Annotated in this window: 14 protein-coding genes; 5 read left to right on the forward strand and 9 right to left on the reverse strand. The window is 48.3% G+C overall.

The features are described from left to right. On the reverse strand, positions 1-1,127 hold a 1,127-nt coding region (locus tag ACOJTG_RS08240; protein ID WP_420153371.1), incomplete at its 3' end, for a UDP-glucose dehydrogenase family protein. A gap of 372 nt (positions 1,128-1,499) precedes the next feature. Here ACOJTG_RS08240 and ACOJTG_RS08245 point away from each other — a divergent pair. After that, positions 1,500-2,297 carry a glycosyltransferase family 2 protein gene (locus ACOJTG_RS08245; protein WP_420153372.1) on the forward strand — a complete coding sequence of 266 codons (798 nt, stop codon included), beginning with the start codon at positions 1,500-1,502 and terminating at the stop codon, positions 2,295-2,297. 222 nt (positions 2,298-2,519) lie between these two features. Here ACOJTG_RS08245 and ACOJTG_RS08250 read toward each other — a convergent pair whose 3' ends face one another. Further along, positions 2,520-6,515, reverse strand: a complete 3,996-nt coding sequence (locus tag ACOJTG_RS08250; RefSeq protein WP_420153373.1) for a hybrid sensor histidine kinase/response regulator transcription factor — start codon at positions 6,513-6,515, stop codon at positions 2,520-2,522. 702 nt (positions 6,516-7,217) lie between these two features. Between ACOJTG_RS08250 and ACOJTG_RS08255 the strand changes: the two genes are divergently transcribed. Then, positions 7,218-7,514, forward strand: a complete 297-nt coding sequence (locus tag ACOJTG_RS08255; protein WP_420153374.1) for a hypothetical protein — start codon at positions 7,218-7,220, stop codon at positions 7,512-7,514. A 194-nt stretch (positions 7,515-7,708) separates the two neighbouring features. Here ACOJTG_RS08255 and ACOJTG_RS08260 read toward each other — a convergent pair whose 3' ends face one another. Continuing rightward, a complete protein-coding gene (locus ACOJTG_RS08260) occupies positions 7,709-8,335 on the reverse strand; it encodes a hypothetical protein (protein ID WP_420153375.1) in 627 nt (208 codons plus the stop codon). A gap of 232 nt (positions 8,336-8,567) precedes the next feature. Then, positions 8,568-9,338, reverse strand: a complete 771-nt coding sequence (locus tag ACOJTG_RS08265; protein ID WP_420153376.1) for a LuxR C-terminal-related transcriptional regulator — start codon at positions 9,336-9,338, stop codon at positions 8,568-8,570. A 183-nt stretch (positions 9,339-9,521) separates the two neighbouring features. Between ACOJTG_RS08265 and ACOJTG_RS08270 the strand changes: the two genes are divergently transcribed. Then, positions 9,522-10,193: an outer membrane beta-barrel protein gene (locus ACOJTG_RS08270; protein ID WP_420153377.1), complete on the forward strand. Its 672-nt coding sequence runs from the start codon at positions 9,522-9,524 to the stop codon at positions 10,191-10,193. Positions 10,194-10,204: 11 nt separating this feature from the next. Beyond that, a complete protein-coding gene (locus ACOJTG_RS08275) occupies positions 10,205-12,214 on the forward strand; it encodes a hypothetical protein (RefSeq protein WP_420153378.1) in 2,010 nt (669 codons plus the stop codon). 110 nt (positions 12,215-12,324) lie between these two features. Here the strand turns inward: ACOJTG_RS08275 and ACOJTG_RS08280 are convergent, their stop codons facing one another. The 4 genes from ACOJTG_RS08280 to ACOJTG_RS08295 form a co-directional block, all read right to left on the reverse strand. Further along, entirely contained in the window at positions 12,325-13,095 is a 771-nt protein-coding gene (locus ACOJTG_RS08280) for a LuxR C-terminal-related transcriptional regulator (protein ID WP_420153379.1), read from the reverse strand. 213 nt (positions 13,096-13,308) lie between these two features. Further along, a complete protein-coding gene (locus tag ACOJTG_RS08285) occupies positions 13,309-15,816 on the reverse strand; it encodes a heavy metal translocating P-type ATPase (protein WP_420153380.1) in 2,508 nt (835 codons plus the stop codon). 434 nt (positions 15,817-16,250) lie between these two features. Next, positions 16,251-16,637, reverse strand: a complete 387-nt coding sequence (locus ACOJTG_RS08290; RefSeq protein WP_420153381.1) for a response regulator — start codon at positions 16,635-16,637, stop codon at positions 16,251-16,253. A gap of 934 nt (positions 16,638-17,571) precedes the next feature. Further along, a complete protein-coding gene (locus tag ACOJTG_RS08295; protein ID WP_420153382.1) occupies positions 17,572-18,456 on the reverse strand; it encodes a class I SAM-dependent methyltransferase in 885 nt (294 codons plus the stop codon). A 1,213-nt stretch (positions 18,457-19,669) separates the two neighbouring features. On the opposite strand from ACOJTG_RS08295, the gene ACOJTG_RS08300 reads away from it, so the two are divergent. Continuing rightward, a complete protein-coding gene (locus ACOJTG_RS08300) occupies positions 19,670-21,142 on the forward strand; it encodes a capsule assembly Wzi family protein (RefSeq protein ID WP_420153383.1) in 1,473 nt (490 codons plus the stop codon). Here ACOJTG_RS08300 and ACOJTG_RS08305 read toward each other — a convergent pair. Continuing rightward, positions 21,131-21,496 (reverse strand): hypothetical protein (locus tag ACOJTG_RS08305; protein ID WP_420153384.1); only part of this gene is annotated, 366 nt, incomplete at its 5' end. The two genes, ACOJTG_RS08300 and ACOJTG_RS08305, sit on opposite strands and share 12 nt — an antisense overlap.

A 21,496-nucleotide genomic window follows, 5' to 3' on the forward strand; every position in this document is an offset into this window, starting at 1 on the left:
GAGTAGGCATCCTTGGTGAAGGTGATCTTCGAGCCAATGTCCGCAAGATTCGCTACGTTTTCCATCGCCTCGGGATCGTAGGCTTTGATGTGAGCTCCCTGAGCAATCAGCTCGCGAATGTTATACAAAGCCGGGGCTTCCCGAATGTCATCGGTGTAGGGTTTAAACGCCAGACCCCAGATAGCGATCGTCTTGCCTTTCACGTCTCCACCAAAATAATCCAGTACGTGCGGGATGAGCTTGGTCTTCTGATCTTCGTTGACGCTCATCACCGACTCGAGAATACTGAAGTCGTAATCGTAATCCTTGGAAGTCTTGTGCAGGGCCTGTACGTCTTTGGGAAAGCACGAGCCCCCGTAACCGATCCCTGCAAACAAAAAGCGTTTGCCAATCCGGCTGTCGGTACCAATGCCGCGACGGATGTCATCGACGTTGGCTCCCACTTTCTCGCAGAGGTTGGCAATCTCGTTCATGAAGGTGATCTTGACGGCCAGAAACGCGTTAGCCGCGTACTTGGTCATCTCGGCCGAACGCTCATCCATAAAGATGATGGGATTGCCCTGCCGCACCAGTGGAGCGTACAGCCGGTTCATCACCGCTTTGGCTTTCTCCGAAGACGTTCCAATCACCACGCGATCGGGCTTCATGAAGTCCTCTACCGCTACGCCTTCGCGTAAGAACTCGGGATTCGAGACCACATCGAAGTCCACTTGAGCGTTCTCGGCAATGGCCGCCCGTACTTTTTCGGCCGTGCCCACGGGTACGGTCGATTTATCAATGATGACGGCGTACTGCTTCAAGAGAGGACCCAGATCCTTGGCTACGCCCAGGATGTATTTGAGATCGGCCGAACCATCTTCACCGGGAGGAGTGGGCAGGGCCAAAAAGATGACCTCGGCTCCTTCGATGCCTTCCTCGAGGGAAGTGGTAAACTGAAGGCGACCTTCGTTGGTATTACGCAGGAAGAGTTCTTCCAGACCGGGTTCGTAAATGGGGATGATGCCGCTACGCATCTTCTCTACTTTGCGAGCGTCGATGTCGACGCAGGTCACTTGGTTTCCAGTTTCAGCAAAGCAGGTGCCTGTAACCAGGCCTACATATCCGGTGCCTACAACGGCTAATTTCATAATGTGGCGGGAAAATTAATTGGCGGAAAAATGGATGATGTAAAAGTATAAAAGGTATCTGATATTTTGAGTTAAGATGCTTACTAAAGCATGTTTATGTAATCAATCTATACGCTTTCCGATAAGAATACACCTTTAATCCAATTAATTATAGGCCCGATTAGAAAAGGTAACTATCCATTTATGGGTATAGTGAATACAGACAAACTAATCCTACGTTTAAAATTTTAGCTTTTCGCCTATAAGTACCCCCTTTCTCCAATTATTACGAGTAGGACTCACTTCATTTATTTTTAAAGATGTACGATATTTGAACCGAGTTCGGTTTTCGAACCGCTCATTACAATACCACACCTAAAAGCTATAAAATTCATGCTCTCCTTGCCTCAGCACTTTGAGTCAATTACGCTGTTAATTACTCATTTCAATCGAAGTCATTCGCTGGAAAGATTACTTCAGACCCTTGAAGATCTCAACCTTTCTTTTGGTGAAATCATTGTCTCAGATGGCGGTAGCACTGCCGACCATTTTGAAGAGGTACTGAAACAAAAGGAACGGTATTCCTTTACACTGCTCAGTACATCGATGAATAAAGGCTTAGGTAATAGTATTAATGTAGGACAGGATTTTAGCAAAACGCCTTATCTGCTGTACGTGCAGGAGGATTTTGTGCCCCTGCCCGCCTTTCGGCAAGCCCTGGCCAATGGCCTGAACCTCATGGATGAGGAATCGGAATGGGATATTGTAAGGTTTTACGCTTTTCCCTGGGCTAAGTATCCGTACCTGAAAAACTACAAAAAGGGATTTTCCCGCATGCAATTCAATTTAGCTCCCTGGTATATCAACCATCATAAGTTCTATCTCTACAGTGATCATCCGCATTTAAAACGGAATACGTTCAGTAATAAGTTTGGCAGGTATCTGGAAACGCTCAGTGGAGATACTACTGAAATGGGCATGTGCCGCTCCTTCTTAAAAAACCACGGAAAAGGCTTATTCTACAACGATTACAAGGATTTATTTGAGCATGTGAATTCAGCGGAAGAACCCGGACAATACCGGCCCGTTAGTCAGGCTAGCCGTAAACTATCCGGAATTCCCTGGGTGTATAATGCCTATCTAAAATATAAAACGATGAAAGAAACCTTTTCCTACGTGATGGCTAAGTAAGGTTTTATAGGCAAGTGCTATCATCCCGTAACAGTTACGCTTTCCATTGACAAATACGTTTCCTATATCCAAGTGCAGTACTAGCAAGCAGTTTAGAATCTATTTCTTGAATCGAAGCGGCCCTGTTTAACGTTTTTGTTAAACAGGGCCGCTGTATTATAAGTCCTTTATAGCGAAATCGTAATGTTTTAGGAGAAGCCGTAAACGTTGTAGGCTTCGAACTCACATCGCATTTACCTTCTTCACGTACTCGGAAGGAGTCATGTGGTAGAGGTCGCGGAAACACTTGATGAAGTAGGAGGGGTTCTCAAAACCCACCTGATAAGCTGTTTGGGAGGTGTTGAGCCCCTGCTCTAAGAAGGCAGTAGCCCGTTTGAGGCGGTAGTTCCGGATTACCTCGCTGACAGAAAGGCCCGTTAACGCTTTAATTTTTCGGTGAAGGTTCACCCGACTCATGTTGACTAGACTGGCGAAGGTTTCTACGCTCAGCGAGGAATCATCGAGTCGTTCTTCCAATAAGGTATAGCAACGGGTCAGGAAGGGATCTTCAATGGACTTTTGCACCGGAGTATCCTGAATCAAGCTCTGGCGGACGTGCTGCTGGCTAAGCTTTTGCTGCTCGAGCAGATTTCGAATCTCCAGGTTTAGTTCTTCTACGTGAAAAGGCTTGGTGATGTAGGCATTGGCTCCGCGGGAAAGTCCTTCGATCCGACTTTCGTAGGCGGCTTTTGCCGTCAATAGGATAATGGGAATATGACTCACCTGTTCGTCGTTTCGAATGGCCTGACACATCGCCAGTCCATCCATGACCGGCATCATAATGTCACTAATGATGAGATCAGGGCACAGCGAAAGGGCCCTATCGTAACCTTCGGCACCATTGCTGGCCAGACTTACGCGATACGAGCTGGGTAAGCTGTCGATAATGAACTCAGCCAGCTCGACATTATCTTCTACCAGTAACAGATGGGCTTTCGTCTCCGGGAGAATTTCTGAAGAATCCGTCTCTACATTCGGCGTTTCGGGCAGGGCTTGTTCGGCTCCCGTATAGGGCAGGAAGACGACGAAGGAAGTGCCCCGGTTTTGCTCACTGATTACCTCAATAAAGCCCAACTGAAGTTCCACTAGCTCTTTCACTAAGGCGAGCCCAATGCCAGTTCCCTGTCGGAAATGACTTTCGTCGACTTGATAGAAACGATCAAAAATGTGGGGTAAGGCCTCGGGCGAAATACCCAGAGCCGTATCCGCAATCGTCAGATAGATACCGGGATCCGTTTCAGTCCGCGTGTAGTGGACGGGGGGCTGACTACCCAGACTCACCTGTACTTGATCACCACTCTGGGAAAATTTAATGGCATTCGAAAGGAGATTATAGGCAATGCGTTCGAACTTATCCACGTCAAACCAGTACTCGCCGAGGATGGATGAGCAGTTGAAGGAAAGCTGAACGCCTTTTTGTTCGGCTTCAATCTGAAATGATTGTACGAGTCGCGTAAGCACCTCTTCCACATTTCCCCGCACCAGCGAAAGTTTCATCATGCCCGATTCAAGCTTGGAGAGATCCATAAGCTGATTAATCAGGCGAAGCAACTGATGGGCGTTGCGTTCAATAGCGGCTAGCCAACGCTGCTGGTGGGGAAGCTCGATTTCCTGTTTGAGCCGCTCGGTTGGCGTGAGAATCAGCGTCAGAGGCGTGCGAAACTCGTGGGTAATGTTGGAGAAAAATTTAGTCTTGAGTTCATCAATCCAGCGAAGTTGCTGGGCTTCCTTTTCCTTCAGTACCATCGCCTGGGCAAAGCGGTCCTGCCGGATGCGGTATTGCACAAACAGCCAGACCAGCGTACCGGCCAGTACTACATAGAGGGCATACGCCCACCAGCTTTGATAAAAGGGCGGGCGGATGACTAGGGAAAGCGAATAGATATGCGGACTCCATTGGCCGCTGGTGTTAGTAACGTTAACTCGCAGGGTGTAATGACCCGGAGGCAATTTGGTATAGTGGGCTTCGGAGGCAGTCCCAATGTGATTCCAGTCTTCATCGTAGCCTTCGAGTTGATAGCGATACGTAAGCTTCTGGGGTTGAGAGTATTGCAAGCCCGCAAAATTAAACACCAGGGAGTTTTGATCGTAGGGGAGCTCGAGCGTGTGCAGGGCCGCCAACGGCTGCTTGAATGGGGTTTGATCAATGGGGGTATTATTGATGAGGACCTGGGTTAGACCCACGGTGGGGCGGTAGGCGTCGGTGAAAGATCCGGTAGGTTTAAACAGCGTCCAGCCTTCAATACCCCCAAAAGCCAGTCGATCGTCGGGCAGACGCAGGTAATGAAAGCGGTTGAATTCCTCACCAGGCAAGCCGTCGGGGGCCTGAAACAAGCGAATCTGGTGCGTAACCGGGTGAAACTGACAAAGGCCTTTGTTGGTGGCTAGCCATAAACTACCCTGGGCATCGGGTAGCATAGAGTAAATGGAATTGTCCGGTAGTCCTTGGTCGAGGGAGAACGTTTCGCTGGTACGACTCGATTTATGAAAACAGATCAGTCCGTCGTAGCTGCCGATCCAGAAGATGTCTTTTCGTGTAGGATCAGCGGCAAGACCAATGAGCTGATTGGTAGGGATGACTTTCGGTGCATTTTCGTGCGTGAGAGTCTGGATTTGATGCGTAGCCCGATCGATAATCACCAGACCATCAAACTCCGTGGTTAGATAGATGGCTTTCTCGTCCACGAGTAAATCCACGGGAATAACCGGCCGAACATTCTTTTTTTGCACGGCCTGGGCAAACGCCGAGGCCGGACTCTGCGTCGTCCATTGCCGGGTGGCTTCGTTAAAGCTGGCCACGTAGCCATCCTGTCCAGAAATCCAGACCTGACCCTGGGCATCGAACGCCAGCCCCCGAATGCCCTGGTAGAGATACTGATTCGAAAGTAGCTCCGGTGGGAGGGGTAACAATATAAAGCGACGGCTAGCGGCATCCCAGTACCCCAGGTTTTTCCACAGGCCTACCCACAACCGGTGTTGGCCATCGTAAGCCGAACGGACGTTGTAGCTGGAGAGTTGGTATTCGGGGTGCTGAGGCGGCCAGCCAAAGGTCTTCCCCAGCGAAATGCCAAATTCTTTTTGAAACAAATCTTCGTGGAACGAAGACGTATTCTCAAAGATCTGAAAGTAGGGAGTCGTTAAATCAATTTGATGCAAGCCCGCCGCATTGGTACCTAGCCAGATTAGTCCCGAACGATCCACCAGAAAACTACAGGCTTCTTTCATCGTAGGCAGGAGCGTTTCGGCTATCTGGCGAATGCCTTGCGGATCGGTATACTGGTATACTTTTCCATTGAGTTCCCAGTATTCTTTTTGATCGAGTCCCCGGCGAATCCAGCGGATGGATAGGTTTTCGTCGTGAGGCAAGGAAACGTAGCGGAAGCTATGTTTCTCGGGATGATAAAAAATGAGCTTGCGGGCATCGCTGAACATTACCTCCCCATTGGGTCGCTCGATCATGGATATGATGTCGGTGGAGAGCGAGCGGCTACTACCAAATTCCAGGGGAAAAGGCGTAGGAATGGATTGAAATCGACCTTTTTCTAAACGGGCTAATCCCGCCATGGTAATGACCCAGATGCGGTGCTGACGATCTTCCAGCAAACCCCGTACGATATTCGACGGTAACCCATGCGTTTGTTGCGTGTAATGGGTTAGCTTTTGACCTTTTAAGTCATAGCAGTACAGCCCATTCTCGCGTTCGATGCCCCATATTTTACCCTCATGATCAATGAGCAGACCCTGACTGACAAAATACTTGGGATTCTTTTGAAAAAGTGGATCCTGGGATACATGCGTAATTTGTTCGGTAACCGGATCAAAAACATCCAATGCGGTGCTTTCGAACTGAATCCAGATGCGGTTCTGAGCGTCGGGCGTCAGGTAAGCAATCACATTAGAACTTAGGGTAGTACTGTCGAGCTTATTGTGCTGAAAAACTTTGAATACTTTACCATCAAAGCGGGCTAACCCATTGCGGGTACCGACCCAGACAAAGCCCTGTTTATCCTGTACGAGTCCTGAAACAAAGGATTGAGGAAGACCGTTACGAGGCGTGAGAATGCGTTTAGGATACGTTAAACCAGAGCCAGTATTCAACTGGCCCGTACTCCCCAGGGGAAACAGACAAAAAGTAAATAACCAAAACCATAGGCTATAGCTTCGGGGTAAACGGTTCATGAGTGGCGGTAGAAGCAAAGTTGGGGTAACGCAAATACTTAACTTTATATAGGCAATAGTACGAGCTTACCACAGGCTTAAGAAATAAACAAAAACCAATGTTAGAAACGGACTCGATTCGTTATCAAATATCAGTTGAAGGGAAGGAAGGGAATATTTTCTTTTGAAGAAGGTCTTTACTGGGTTAAAGCTAACAAGTTTAGCCTAATTTTTGGAGGAATCTTCTCACCAATTACTTAGTCTTATAAAAAATCAGTCATTGCCTGAGCGTCTGTTGTAGGCTGAAACGACGCAACTTTAGTATACTTCTTCGTAAAACGCAGAAATAGACTTATAAACTAGCAGATCGTAATTCAGGACTTGTACTGTATAAATCGCACGTTTCGTCTTGAAGACTCCGTGTAAATGTGGCTCTATACTACGCGATGCGAGCACATGGCCGGAAAAACTTTACGAGTGATTGGCCAGGAAAAGATTAGCTGGGATTTTGTATACATACCTTATGCCGTTCGCGGCGTGGATGATTAACATCACCGCTCAAGCTGAGTACCAACAGAGCCCCACAGGACGTAATCGGCTAGCTTGCGTTTGCTTATGAAAGGTCTACGTACGTTCGTCGTTTGTCTAGTGTTGTTCAACGGCTTGGCTGCCTGCGGTGGCGGCTTGGTACTCATAATCGATCCCAGCGGAAACGCTATGCAAATGTCCACACGCTTGTTGGAGCATAGCCCATTTAGCGATTTTTTAATCCCAGGCGTTTTACTTCTGCTCGTCAATGGCCTGTCCAGTTTGTGGATTAGCTGGATCGTCATCCAACGAAAAATCAACTATCAACGATTCATTGTACTCCAAGGCCTGCTACTGATCGGGTGGATCCTGATTCAGGTACTGTTGATCCGGGAAGTATCCTGGCTGCACTACAGCTTTGGTGGGCTAGGCATGGTACTGATTGGGGCCGGACTCAAACTGAGGTTGATTCAACCTACAATGAGGCCTTAAGGTCGAGACTAGATACAGCCCGTACTCAATGTCGCTGGGTAGAAAGACCTGATTTTCCTCGTCTGGATAAAGAAGAGAATTTGAAAAGGACAAGAAAAACCTGATCCCGGTAACGCCGGATTTCATACAACCGATTCCAGAGTCTACTCAAGCCATGCCGCAGTAAGGAGCGATAGGTATTATTTAGCTGCTCCTTACTTAGCTTTTAACCCTAAGCGGTAGGCTTTCACTACTAAGGTATCGCCTGCGGGAAGTTCGCGGGCACTTGACTCATCCAGCTCGGTATAGGCCCGGCCACCGCCGTAGGTATACCCTTTGCTACTTTTGAAAAAGTAGCTTAGTACCGGTAGTTCCAGATAATCGTAGTCACCATAGGCTTTGTAGACCCGCTGCAACTGCCACTCATCACCCACCAGGGTCCGCAGACTTTTACTGGAAAAGAAGCGTTCAAGTTCTTCCTGATACGCGTCATCGGAAGTTTTCGGACCTAGAATGTCCCATTCCTTTCCATCTTGCTTGACGGTATGAATGCCCGGTACGAAGCTAAAACGCAGCGTGTCTGTACTAGAAAGAACCAGGGCCGTATCTCCCTGAATGGGGGTGTTCTCAAAGGAGAAAGCCGATCCTACGGAATGACGGTTTACGAAGGATTGAATCAGTGCCGGGTCTTTAATTTCTTGTCCTTGAACAAGCAAGCGTACGGGACTCGCAACGGTTATTTTATCGCCGACAAAGTAGCGGGGAAAGACGGGTGTATGCTCGGTCGCGGGTGAACATGCGGCCAAGGCTCCTGCCAGCAGGAAGCCGTAGAAAAATTTCATAGTATTTGGCGGATTTAATGAAGGACTCTAACGCAAAGGAGCCTAGGAGAAACGCAGCGTATCGCAGTAAGTGCTAGATAGAAAGTAAGCGTCAATAGCTAGGTAACGCGAACGGATGGGAAGTCGGATGCATCGGGTGTTGGGCTAAAAATTACAAAACTTAGGTCTTCAAAGATGCAAATAATTCGTAAGATTAGGGTTGATTCCGTACAGCATATTTTTCGTTAGTGGCTTATACCCAACCTGCTTGCAGGGCTTTAGCCACCAATTCGGCAGTTGAGTGCGTATTTGTTTTTTCGAGCATATTCTTACGGTGCCGATCCACCGTTTCTTTGGTAATCGAAAAAAGATCGGCGATTTGCTTACTGGCTTTTCCGAGCATAATGGCCGAAAGGATTTGCTTTTCCCGCAGGGTCAGCACCGGTTTGCTCGGAAGTCCTACGGAATCCGTGGCAACGTTGAGATAGGAGGGCTGACCTTCCATACCAATAAAGGAGAGCGTAGGAATACCCTCGCTTTTAAACATAGAAATGTCGGTATGAATCCCCAGGGTTCGTAGCACACTACCCGGAGCCCCTACCTCCAGAGTAACCACCTGGTGTAGGATGCGTACGTACCCACCATCCGTCCGCCGGATTCTAAAGTCATAGCTTACCTTGTATTGCAGGGCCTGACTGGGCGTAAGTTTCCCAAAAAAGGTACTGACCTTCCGTTCAAAGTTTATAAAGTAGGGCAAATCGTCCGGGTGCATGTGAGCAAAGGCGTAGGGGACCGAAAACTCCTCGGGAGTACAGCCCAGTACCTTTTGGACGGAATCACTGGTATGCTCGATTTCACCGGTGGATACGTTAAAAAAGTAGTAATAATAGGGACCCACCTGAAAGACATTGAGCAGTTTTCGATGGATTTGCAATTCCAGAGCTACATCCAGTGGACTAGCCTCTTGGTAATGGGCCACTTTTTGCCAAATTTCTTTCGCTGCTTGAATCGCAAGTAAAGTCATAGGTTGAGGAATTGAAGCGAAGTAAGGTACTCATTTTGAGAGTAATCTACTACCTTGTAATGGCGATTAGACATCCATATAGCCATTTATGGGTATTTCCTTTGGCAAGGACGCGGGCTTATTTTGCAATCGAAACCAAGATCGGTTCGTGTCTTGGCTAGGTTGTACCCATACCGCCACTCTATGAAACACTTGTACGCTTGCTGGGCTCTTTTGGCCCTGCTTCTGTTGCCTTATTGCCCTTCCCTGGCACAGCAATCTCCCGCCAAACTAGGCCTGGTACTGGATCTGGGCACTACGCCCGGAGCGAAACTTGCCTACGGCCTTAGCCCCCATTTCACCGTGAAAGCCGGGTATAATTGGCTAGGCGTCAACTTAAACCGATCGCTTGATATTTCCGATGAACCCGTCGATGTGAAGGGGAAAATCAACTTGTCCACCGTGAACGTGTCGGTGGATTATCACCCCTTTGTCCAAAGTGCGTTCCGCGTGTTCGGAGGTGTGGGGTATACGGTAGGTGCCAAGGCTCACCTGACGGCTCAACCGACCCGAGGCTACGTGTATGGAGATACGGAATTAACGCCTCAACAACTGGGCTCCATGTCTTTTGAAGCCGATTATGGCGGGCAGGTAGTGCCTTTTGCGGGAATTGGTATCGGCCGGGCTCTGCCACGCAAACGCTTTAGCGTGGGAGTGGAGTTGGGTACCTACTACACGCAATCGCCGAAGGTACAGATGAGCGGTACGAATTTGTTTACCCCCATGGCCGGTGAACAAGCCCTTGTACAGAAAAATATGGAAGACTGGCGTTTCTGGCCCGTGCTCAATGTAAACCTGGCTTTTAAACTCTTTTAACGTCCCACACCATGCATTTTATCGTTGCGTTTACTAACGCTCGGGGCCGTTGGCCCTTGGGCCTCCTTTTGCTCGGCTTCATCCTCAACAGTTGCCAGCAACTCAACCCCTTTGAGGGCGTCAATCTTACCGTGAGTACTGCGTTCTTAAGCCGGGTAGGGGAAATAAAACTAAGCAATGCCGTAGCCTCCGAGGCCTTGCCCGGGCTCATCATTGGGCGAATCACGGGTCGGGATGCGGGTAAGCTCACCGATGAGAAAGGAAATACCCTGCGTACCGTTACGTTTACTCAGGGGCGTTTGCCCTTTGCATTAAAACCGGGCGTGAATCCGACACCCTCGGCCCCGCTGCAAATTGATGTTACGCTGGAAGGACCGGATGTACTTAGTCAAACTCATCACTTTACGTTGACTTCACGGACGGAATATCAGATGCTATTTGCCCCCGTGTTTGCCAAAGCAAAGTTACCCCGAGAGGTAGTCTACGCGGAGGTGCCCTTACGTCAGTCGCTGAAAAGATTGTCGCAGTCGGACCAAATTCAAACGCTTGGCGGGCCTAAAACCCTGGCCGACGAAAACGTTTACTACGAAATTGCCAGCCCCCAAACCTGGAATGGATATCAGGCCAAACTTCGCCTGAGCGGGGCCACTCGGGTCAACTATAAAAATGATACGACGCGTCTGACCTTAGAACAACTGGCTACGAAGGATGCTTCTTTTTTTATTACGTATGATACCTATCAGTATTACCAAAACGGGTACGCGAATTCGGCCAATGAGTTGAAAAGCAAGGTAGACATTGCCTGGGCTGACTGGAAAATACAAGCCCCCTTGAAGGATACTACGGTCACCTACCTGGTAAAAGATTTCAAATGCGAAGTCATGAAAGCGGGATCGGTCATTAAGAACGGATCTGCAACCCAGACCTTAGAGAAGGATCATGAGGTTTGTCAGGAGTACGATAAACCCGTTACCCGGACGTATAAAATTTATCAGGTGGTTACCTTCCAGGGAGAAAGCGAGTTGAGCCTGGAAATTCCTTCCACTAATTATAATCCCAACACCAATGCGACCGTCAAAGCCGGAGATCTCTTGCTCTACGACTATAAAGGAATGATTTCTAGTGTGCAGGATGCCGAAAAAACCGGAAAGCAAGTTCGAATAAAATCCGAAAATAATCGGCTACTAATCCGCGGCCTAGCCAGTGCCACCTCGCGAACCCCACTGGCGGGTGCTCTGCAGGCCAGCGTTGACGTCAACGCGTCGCTGGTCACCATTGACGGTACCCTGAGCCGGCCTCCTATTCGGGAGGTGAGTGACCGAATCACGAATTATTATTTTCCGGGGTATGATTACGGCATTGATTTGCAGCCGGGCCAAGACTTGCCCATTGGCTTAAGCCTGCCCTACATTGGGCTTTATGGTACGGCCACGCAATACAGTGTGATTTTGCCGAATAACCTTAAGTGTAAGGCTGTACTGTACGAAAGTTCGGGACAGGGAACCTGTGCTCGTAAAGTGCTCAGCGAAAAAGCCTTTACGGCGAGTCCCGCCTTAACGGTAAGTGTAGCGGGCAAGCCCAGCTCGACGCTGCCGCAGTATACCAACGTGCCCATGGTCTTTGTCGAGGTGGATGTGACGTATAACTGCCCCAGTAAGCTAAGTGCCAAGCCCAATGGCTTGCTTTGGATCGATTATCAGAATACCGGTGTGGATTACGGTTGTGGTCGGACCTACGGCAGGTCGTATGCCACGATGATGGACGGAAAAGTATGGTTTTACTTACCCGTCAACTCCATCGTATGGTTATCAGCGGGCAACTTTACGCAACGCCTGTATATCAATCCCGACTTTGCTATTTCCGTTCCCTTAAAATCGGATCTGGCTCAGATCAGTGATAAAACGGATAATCTGGTGACCACCAGTAAAGTTGATGTGTCCGCCAGTACGTATTACGTACGTGACTTTGACATGTACAGTGTCCGCATCAACGTTACCGAGAAATCAAATTGTAGTTACTAGCTACCCGAGTGCCGCTTTTGCGAAAAGCGTTTGTGCCGCCTTGCAAACGCCTGAAAAAGCCTTTGGGATGCCCCGCGGGGGAGCAACCCAAGGCTTTTTCTAGCAATGTCTTACAACCAGCCTTCATTAACGGCTTTACTAATGAGTTCGGGGGTCGATTGCGTACCGGTTTTGGCCAGCATATTCTTGCGGTGTCGGTCGACGGTCTCTTTCGCAATGGATAAATAGCCGGCTACCTGTTTACTGGCCATACCGTTCATGAGTGCCCGAAGTACCTGCTTCTCCCGATGGGTCAAAACGGGTTTGACCGGGGCAAAAAGCTCCATCGGCGTAACATTAATAAAGGAGTCATCCCCTTCTAAATCAATAAAGGAGAGCATGGGTTTTCCTTCTTTTTTAAAGGAGGTAATATCCGTATGAATGCCTAGGCTGCGTAGTACACTGCCTTCTTCATCCCCTTGCAGAGTAACCAGTTGATGGAGTAAGCGGATATACTGCCCATCACTCCGTTTGATGCGGTAATCATAACTGACCTTATAACGGCGAATCTGCCCGGGCGGTAGCTGCCCGAAAAAGTCAACGGCCGTATGTTCAAAGTTAATGAAGTAGGGCAAGTCTTCGGGATGAATGTGAGCTAGCGTAAAAGGAGGACCAAAGGCTTCCGGTTCACAACCTAGTACCTCACGTATAGATTCGCTGGTGTATTCGACTTGGCTATTGGTTAAATTAAAGATGAAGTAATAATAGGGCCCCACGTGGAAAAGCGTGAGAATCCGTTTGTGCACCAGCAGTTCTGTTTCTATATCCAGGTCCGGAGCCTGTTTATACTGGGTGGCTTTTTTCCAGAATTTCTTTGCTTCGTTTAAGGCGAGGGAGTCCATTTTTGTACAAGGTGAGAAGGGTTAAGTGTAAAACGATACTGAGACTAATGTAACGAAAGATTATAGCTCGTAGGCCCTTCGTAAAGAGCTTGCTACGGCTTTTTCGGTTTAATTAAGATACGAAAAGATAGATTTTAAGTAACGCTTAGCCACGAGAATTACTCCTTCGGCGATGATAGCTTGGTTCCTTACTTATTTACGGCGTAGTTCCGATTAATTCTTAGTGGTTTCGAGGCGATAGACCAATAAACGCAACGCATTAAATACCACTACCAACGTAGAGCCTTCATGAGCAACGACTGCCGGACCGATGCCAGCAATCCCCAGAATCGTTAAAGGAATCAGGATGACGACCATGCCTAAACTGATGAATAAGTTTTGTCGAATGATCCGTCGGGCCGCTCTACTGAGCCCAATTGCGAAGGGTAACTTATCAAGCTGATCCCCCATTAAGGCAATATCGGCTGTTTCCAAAGCTACGTCTGATCCCGCCGCTCCCATAGCAATTCCTACGGTACTTTTGGCCATAGCCGGGGCATCATTCACACCATCGCCCACCATGGCTACTTTCCCCTCTTGCTGACGTAATCGCTGGATGGCTTCTACTTTCGCTTCGGGTAGCAAATCTCCTTGAGCGTCTGTGAGCCCCACTTCCTTGGCAATGGCCGTAGCTACTCGCTGATTGTCTCCGGTCAGCATAATCATCTGCTGGATACCTAGACTCTTCAAGGCAGAAAGCGTTTCTTTGGCTTCTTTGCGGGGTGTATCCCTGACTCCTAATATACCCAAAAACGTTTCTCCCTGGCTCACAAGCATGACCGTATACCCACCCATTTCAAGCTCATCGGCTTGGTTACGAACCGTATTGGTAAGTTTATTCTGTTCGTCAAAGAGAGCTTTGTTCCCGATAAAAACGGGCTGTTCTTCTACGATGGCCTGTACCCCGCGACCAATGAGTGCTTTTAGCTGACTAGCCTCTGGTAAAAGAATGTTCCCCAATCGTTGTTTGCTACCAGTAACGATGGCTTGAGCGAGTGGGTGATCGCTCAAGCTTTCTACGGCCCAGGCTACGGTTAAGAGTTGTTTTTCCGTTCCTTGCAGGGGTACAATTTGCTTTAGTTCAGGTTTGCCCTGGGTGAGCGTTCCCGTTTTGTCAAAAGCCACGGCAGTCAAGGTGCCCAGGTCTTCCAGGGGCCGTCCGCCTTTGATTAATACACCCGCTCGGGCGGCTCGGGCTACCCCACTAAGTACGGCAGATGGCGTTGAAATGGCGAGTGCACAGGGACTGGAAGCTACCAATACCGCCATAGCCCGGTAAAAGCTCGTGGCGAAAGATTCGTCGCGTACTAAGAAGGCAAAGCATAACCCTACAACCAGGATTAACACAGCGGGAACGAACCACTTTTCAAAGCGATCGGTGAATTGCTGGGTAGGCGACTGTTGAGACTCGGCTTCATTGACAAGCTTAATCAGGCGGGCTAAGGTAGAGTCACTGCCCGCTTTGGTTACCTCTACTTCCAAAGTACTACTGCCATTTACGGTTCCGGCAAAAACTTTATTTTCGGCCTGAAGTACAGATTCAGCGGTGACCGCTGTTTTTTCAACGGGTACACTTTCTCCCGTGATCGGGGCTTGGTTGACCGAGCCGGTACCTTTGATTACGGTGCCATCCGCTGCAATTTTTGTATTGGGCTTAATGACAATAATATCGCCTATCGTTAATTCTTCTACCGGAATTTCTACCAGCGTATTGTTCCGACGAACCAAGGCAGTTTTGGCGTTCAAGTCGGCTAAGGCTTCAATGGATTTACGGGCCTTGTTCATGGCGTAATGCTCTAACGCATGACCGATACTAAACAAAGCCAGCAGAAGTGCTCCTTCGGCCCATTCCCCCAGAAATCCAGCTCCTAAGGCTGCCACGAGCATAAGAAAATCAATTTCGAAGCTACCTTGACGGATGGCCTCAATTGCTTCTTTTGCCGTAAAGAATCCTCCGAAGAAGTAGGCAAATCCGTAAAGTGTTAGGGGTAACCAGCTGGGAAGGGTAGGTACGAAGGATAAACCAAAGCCAACTGCTAAACATACACCACAAAGGATGGCAAATAGTAATTCCGTATTTGCCCCCCATAACCCACCATGGTCATGGGCGGAAGTGCCGTGCTCATGCTTTTTATGATCATGGTTATGGGGTTCGGTATCTTTTCCTTTTTCAGGAACGGGAGCGGTGTGCTTTGCTTCGGAAGGCAATGAAGTGGATGACCCCTTGGAGCTTTCTCCGGCAATCACGGGTGTACCGGATTGCTTTAATTTTTCAAGAATCTGATCCAAAGAAGTTTGCTGTTGATCAAATTCTAAACGGATGGCCCCAGCACCCGAAACCCCTGCTTCAATCATACCCGGCCAGCGTAAGATTTGCTCACTTACCGTTCGGGCGTGCCGTACATGTCGGATGCCCGCTAGTGTTCCCACAAAATGACCAAATTGTTGAGTAATAGCCGCTCCAGCTTGCTGAGCTATTGCTTGAATTTTTTCCAAGGAAATAATGGAGGGATCATAATGCACACACAATTGATCGGGGGTTGTCAGGGAAGCGTCCCGGATGTGTACCTTTTCAATGCCGGGTCTGTTTTCTAAAAGCAGTAATAACCTATGAATGCATTGATCTCTTATATCGGTTACGTGGGGTAAAAGCAAGGGTAAATCAATTTGAGTCTTTTGCATAGGTCAATACGTTAGTTGTAGGATGAATCGACACGTGTAGCCAGATGTCAGCTAATAGTCGGCTAAGATCGTAGGAGAAGCGTATCCTTCTTCTGGTGCATACGTTGAAAAAGAAATAATACTACTCCTTTAATCACCACGTGAGCTTCTCTAATATACAACGGCTAAAGTAATGACTCCTGAGAAAAGTCTGACTCTATCATAAAGCAGTGAACTCCCTAAGGCGAAAGGGAGTGCTGTAATGCTCTCAATTTGTCTTTCAGAAAACTGGATGAGGCCTACTCGAAGTAGAAAAGGACTTCTGACGGAAAGTCTTTTCCGTCAGAAGTGATCAACTTGATTCAAAAGCCTTGGATAAAAGACAAGGATGATTGCCTAGCCGCTACCAGCACCTAGGCAATTTTTAGTAAGTCTGCGTTAGCTAGGAGGTATTCTTAACAGTACGCGTGCGTGAGCTGATTCCAGAGTTGAGCGAGTTCTACTTGCGAATGAGGCTTACTCAAAAATTCAGTAGCTCCCCGGTCGTAAGCTCGCTTGCTGGCTTCCTCGCTGCCATCCGTTGTGAGCAGAATGAAGGGAATCTGTTGCCACTGGGCGGACATTTTCAGCTGTTCCAAGAGTTCCAGCCCATTCATGCGGGGCATATTGACATCGGAAATGACCAGATCAGGCTGCTCAACGGCCAGAAGCTCCAGGGCTTGCCGACCATCCTGAGCAAACAGTAATTGACAAGGAAACGCCGATTGTTCAACCACAATCTTTAAGAATTCCTGATCATCTTCATCATCGTCTACGATTAATACCAAAGGAAACGTGTGCATAAGGATACATAACGGTAGGTGGCGAAATAGTAGGTACTGTACGTAAGCGAAAAGGCACTAAACGTAAGCGAAAGGGTACGTTACGAACGGCCTAGGGGAAGGCAGGACTACAAAAGACTCGTGAGTAGGCGGTAAAATAGGTCTTTAAGTAAAGGTAAGTAATGAAGCCTTTACTTGTATCGTTAGTAAGCCTATAAATTTAGGGGGTTAGTATAGTTAACTAGATAGTTTCGTGAAAGGCCTTTCGGTATGAGTTAATTGCCTGAATAAAAGCTGCCTACAAGCTATGCTTTGACGGACAGAGCTCCATTGAGAATGATGCATTTCTTACAACGTAAAAAAACTAGTCAGTAGCGGCTGACTAGTTCAGCTCCTTCATGTTAGTACTAACAAAAGGCTGGAGCAATGATTTAACGTAGGTTGAGAATGGTTTATGCTATAAAATTAATGGAAATAATTATATATACGTATAGATATAAGAGTTATTTTTTGAAAATAACTTGATAGCAAGACCAAACTGATTAATGATAAGATAAAATTGTTAAAAGTGTCTTCATCAATTTTTTTACTAATTACCTAAGGACGAGTAAGTTTAATGCTATCCTGATAGGAAATGTAGAAGAAAATCTTACCGTCAATACCATGTAGCGGATTTCGTAGCTTTTGTTAGCTAGAAATCGGAATGTAGATGGAATGGATAGCCTGTCATGCCTGTACTAGCAAGTCAAGCCCGAGACGGAAAGTGTCTCAAATAGATACTTTAAGTTCAAAAAGGAGAGGCAAATATTCGAACTAAACGGTAAAAGGTATACGCGAAAAGGCTGTAACCCCAATAGAAGCGTACTCGAATGTAGTGAAGAACGATCCTCACTTGCCGTATTGGTTGGTACAATAGCCTAAGGAAAGAAAAGCCAGTGGCGGCTGGCGGAAGAGACTAGGCCCGCTTCTGGGCGACACACATCAGGGATAAGGCACTGGTTTTAGCATTGGGATTACGAGCCGAGAGCAGGTTACCTAAACGATACTTCAACTCGGCTTTCCCGTGAATGCCCTGGAGGACTTCTGCACCCACTTCGTGATTATGCGGATATAGGTTCACCTGAAAACCCACCGGCTCCAAGGTTTGTTGAAAAAGCTCAGGCGTAACGCCGTGGCCAGGTTTATGATGAATCTCTGAAGCCAGAGCGGCTTCCTGCTGTACGTTGGATTTGTGAAAGCTGTGGCCAATCCAGTTATAGTACCAAAGTCGGGCATTCCAGAGCAGTTTAGCCATGCCTTTGTAATTCCAGGCACTCAACTGGGGATCGTGGTCGGTAATGAGCAAGCCGCCGGGCTTAACCAGACGAGCGGCTTCCGCTAAAACAGCCTGCATATCATCGCAGTGATGAAGCGTAGCATTAAGCGTAACCAAATCGGCAAAGCCTGAGGTAAAGGGAAGGGCCGTTGCATCCGCTAGTACGGGTAAGTAACCCTGTTGGGCGGCAAAGGCTAGTGACTGCGGGGCAACGTCTACACCGATGAGCAATTTGGGTTTTCCCTGCAGCGTAGCAAAAATGTTACCTGGACCGCAACCAATGTCAACGACTACCTTGTCGGTCCAGTCTCCGGCGGCGGCTTGCCAGCGACTTTTGAAGGGTTCGCTGCGGTGACAGTAGATTAAATACTCTTCCGCCCATTCGGGATGATCAAAATAATGAGCATTGGCACGCAGGCCTTCCGTGGGATTGGTAATGGGAAAGGCTAAGTAACCATCTTTTTCCTGACCAGGGGCGGTCAAATAAGGGGCAAGCGTTTCCTGCAATCGAGTAGCAGTCATCATACGAAGACGTTAAGTGGTTAGAAAACATACAGAAAGCGTAGGATAAGCAGAAAAGAAAGCGGGATTCGGGGCTGGCTGCTCGAAAAGGCTAGGATAGAAAAAGCAGAAGCCGTAAGTCCTTAGGACAGACGTGGATCGGTTGGTGTAACGGATAGGCGGGGATGTGTACCAAAACTAGCAAATCCTACCTAGTTGTACAAGCTACAAATGCAGGTTTTTTTTTATAGAGAGCTGATAGACAGACCGCTGGACGGGTTTGGGGAGAGGAGGATAAGCCCCGGGTGTATACAATAAAACCCGGAACTTCTGTCCAGCCAACAGAAGCCCGGGAATGCCCGATTAAGGCTTTAGGGGGGTTAATACAATAGCTTTATAGTTGCAGAAAGGAACGGCGACAACGCATGCACTGGTAATAACGCGTATTTAAAAAAAACAGCGAAAACTTAATCAGTAACGGACGCCGGCGTCTTTCTGTATCGTTAGAACGGCAATAGGGACAACTGTCGGAACTAGAAATAAAAGCCATAACTAAAGCGGGGTAAACCAACTGTGGGGGCAGCCACAGAAGCGTATTGATGGGGGGTATTGATAAGGCTTTCGGTAAAAACAATAACGGGAGCAAAGATCTCCGAACCTTCGCAAAAAGGCTATCAAACATGTTTCAATTGATACGACAGGCGTTACATGAGTGCATAGAACTATAATTATTCGTTGCCTTGCAAGCGTGTCTATGCATTGTCTATATCGCACATAGCCTAAAAAATGTCTAGCACTGACGTTACCAATAATAACGTTGAGGTTACATCGTCGCCGGGACTAGATTAAAGCGTTAGGAGCAGTTTAATTCAAAAAAGGCTTCATACGACTTCTAGATAGCTTTTTAGGGGTTGTTCAGACTTTCATTACAGTATTAACGCTAGGCTAGCCCTAACCATAGGGTCTTGACTTGCAGACGTAATTAAAGTACATTTAAACATTATTTCGTCATATGGCGGTATGACAAAAGACGAGAGTAACATCTCACCCCAGGCAAACGAGCCTGGGGTTTTTTAATGTTTCGAAAAATAAGCTATACCGATGGACAGGCGGAGACAAGCGTTTACTACACCGCTTACACGTTTCATTAACGTCTTACCTTCCAGCTACCGCCAGGTTTTTAAAGCCGTCCATCGATCCGCGTTTTTTTCGTACCTTTCCCCAAACCAGCACCCTCATGTCTTTTCGCTTCCTTCGGTATTGCCTATGGTTCTTGGCGTATGAATCGGCCTGTGCACAATTCAACCGACCGGATACCTTGTCTCATACCGGACTCTATTATCAGGCTGAACTCAGTGGCTGGACTGCTCAGCGGAGCCAAACTCCTTTCTGGTTGCGAACGAATCAGTTTGGGGCTTTACCCTGGGCTTCGCCGGGAGCTTTGTTCAACGGGAGCATAGGGGGGCGGTGGCGTACAGGAAACTGGACGCTGAAAGCCAGTGTACAGGCCGTCGTTCAGATTACCCGCTCGCCTCAAGTGGTACTGCCTCAGGCATACGTAGGGCTGGAGCGGGGCCCTATCGAGTTATACGTAGGTAGGCGTCGGGAGATCAACGGCTTGACGGACACCCTGCTGACCTCGGGTTCGTATGCCTATTCCGGCAATGCCGTGCCTATTACGCAGATACGGCTGGGAACGCGTGATTATGCCCCCTTGGGTTTTACCAAAGGGTGGGTAGCGGTCAACGCCTTCATGAGTCACGGCTGGTTTACCGATACGGATTCCATGAAAAATGTCTGGTTACACGGCAAAGCACTCTTTGTACGCGTGGGGAAGCAAAAATGGCACCTATACGGTGGCGTGACGCACTTCGTCCAATGGGGCGGATATTCCGCTTACCTCGAACCGGGTTTAACGCGTAATGGCCACTTGCCTCGCAACTGGACTGCGTTTAAAAATGTACTTTGGCCGGGTAGTTTAGAAGGGAACGCGAATGATCAGTTAACGGGACACGATACCCTGAATCGGGTGGGGAATCAACTAGGTTCCATTGATCTGGGGCTGGAACTTAACCTACGGAGCTTTCAACTACTATTCTACCATCAGCACGCGTACGAAGACATGTCCGGGGTCGCTTTTCAAAACTTCCCCGACGGCATCTTCGGTCTACGCTGGAAAACAACGACTCCTCGCAAAGCCTTTCAACTTCGGCAGCTTACGCTGGAATATATTACGACCCTCAACCGCAGTGGCCGAGGACCCAAAGGGTACGACGACTACTTTTATAACGGCCAATACTTAGACGGCTGGGTTCACGAAAATTACATCATTGGAACACCCTTGTTTACCCGTACCAAAGATATTCCCTACGCCCTTCGCCAAAAGTACAGTGATCTAAACCGGCCGCGTTCAGTCAATAATAATGCCCTTCGGGCCTGGCATGTGGGTTTGGAAGCTCAAGTACTGGTGCCCGTACAGGTTCTCCTCACGCGTACGACCTACGTAGATGACCCCTTCCGCTCCGATCCGCATCGGTTTAGACAGTTTTCCATGAGCGTGGCTCTACCCGTCATTCCTTTAGGACGGGGACTGTCCGCTGGTGTGAAGCTAGCCCTGGATCGGGGTGACCTGTTTTCTCAAAATGCCGGGTTGCTGTTAAGTCTGCGTAAAGTAGGGGGCTGGGAACGCAAGCGATCCTTAAAACAATAAGCGGGTCATTTTCCATTGCAGTTGTTCCCACCAACTGAGCTGAACATGCTGGCTTACCCAGGGGAGTAGTCCCGGGTGAAGGCTAACATCATAGCCTTTTTCGGTTAGACTGTAGTACGTTTTACCCCGAGAGACGAGAAGCCCGGCCTTCACCAAGCACTGAAAGGCCCAGTGGCGTATCCAAGGGTCCCGTGAATTTCGTTTGGCATAGGTCTGGTCCTGAAGCTGCTGATGGATGCGTTCGATCTCAAGGAGTAACTCCGCCGGCATGGCCATAAGTTTAAGGATAAGAAAGAAATGGGGACCCACAATCTGGTCCCCATGCGTCGCTGCTATTGACCGTATAATTGCTGA

Origin of the sequence: Siphonobacter sp. (assembly GCF_048595215.1) — a bacterium.
Classification (GTDB): Bacteria; Bacteroidota; Bacteroidia; order Cytophagales; family Spirosomataceae; genus Siphonobacter.

Coding starts and splice junctions, on each gene's coding strand:
- ACOJTG_RS08245 (WP_420153372.1), top strand. CDS start 1,500: ATGCTCTCCTTGCCTCAGCACTTTGAGTCAATTACGCTGTTAATTACT.
- ACOJTG_RS08250 (WP_420153373.1), bottom strand. CDS start 6,515: ATGAACCGTTTACCCCGAAGCTATAGCCTATGGTTTTGGTTATTTACT.
- ACOJTG_RS08255 (WP_420153374.1), top strand. CDS start 7,218: ATGTCCACACGCTTGTTGGAGCATAGCCCATTTAGCGATTTTTTAATC.
- ACOJTG_RS08260 (WP_420153375.1), bottom strand. CDS start 8,335: ATGAAATTTTTCTACGGCTTCCTGCTGGCAGGAGCCTTGGCCGCATGT.
- ACOJTG_RS08265 (WP_420153376.1), bottom strand. CDS start 9,338: ATGACTTTACTTGCGATTCAAGCAGCGAAAGAAATTTGGCAAAAAGTG.
- ACOJTG_RS08270 (WP_420153377.1), top strand. CDS start 9,522: ATGAAACACTTGTACGCTTGCTGGGCTCTTTTGGCCCTGCTTCTGTTG.
- ACOJTG_RS08275 (WP_420153378.1), top strand. CDS start 10,205: ATGCATTTTATCGTTGCGTTTACTAACGCTCGGGGCCGTTGGCCCTTG.
- ACOJTG_RS08280 (WP_420153379.1), bottom strand. CDS start 13,095: ATGGACTCCCTCGCCTTAAACGAAGCAAAGAAATTCTGGAAAAAAGCC.
- ACOJTG_RS08285 (WP_420153380.1), bottom strand. CDS start 15,816: ATGCAAAAGACTCAAATTGATTTACCCTTGCTTTTACCCCACGTAACC.
- ACOJTG_RS08290 (WP_420153381.1), bottom strand. CDS start 16,637: ATGCACACGTTTCCTTTGGTATTAATCGTAGACGATGATGAAGATGAT.
- ACOJTG_RS08295 (WP_420153382.1), bottom strand. CDS start 18,456: ATGATGACTGCTACTCGATTGCAGGAAACGCTTGCCCCTTATTTGACC.
- ACOJTG_RS08300 (WP_420153383.1), top strand. CDS start 19,670: ATGTCTTTTCGCTTCCTTCGGTATTGCCTATGGTTCTTGGCGTATGAA.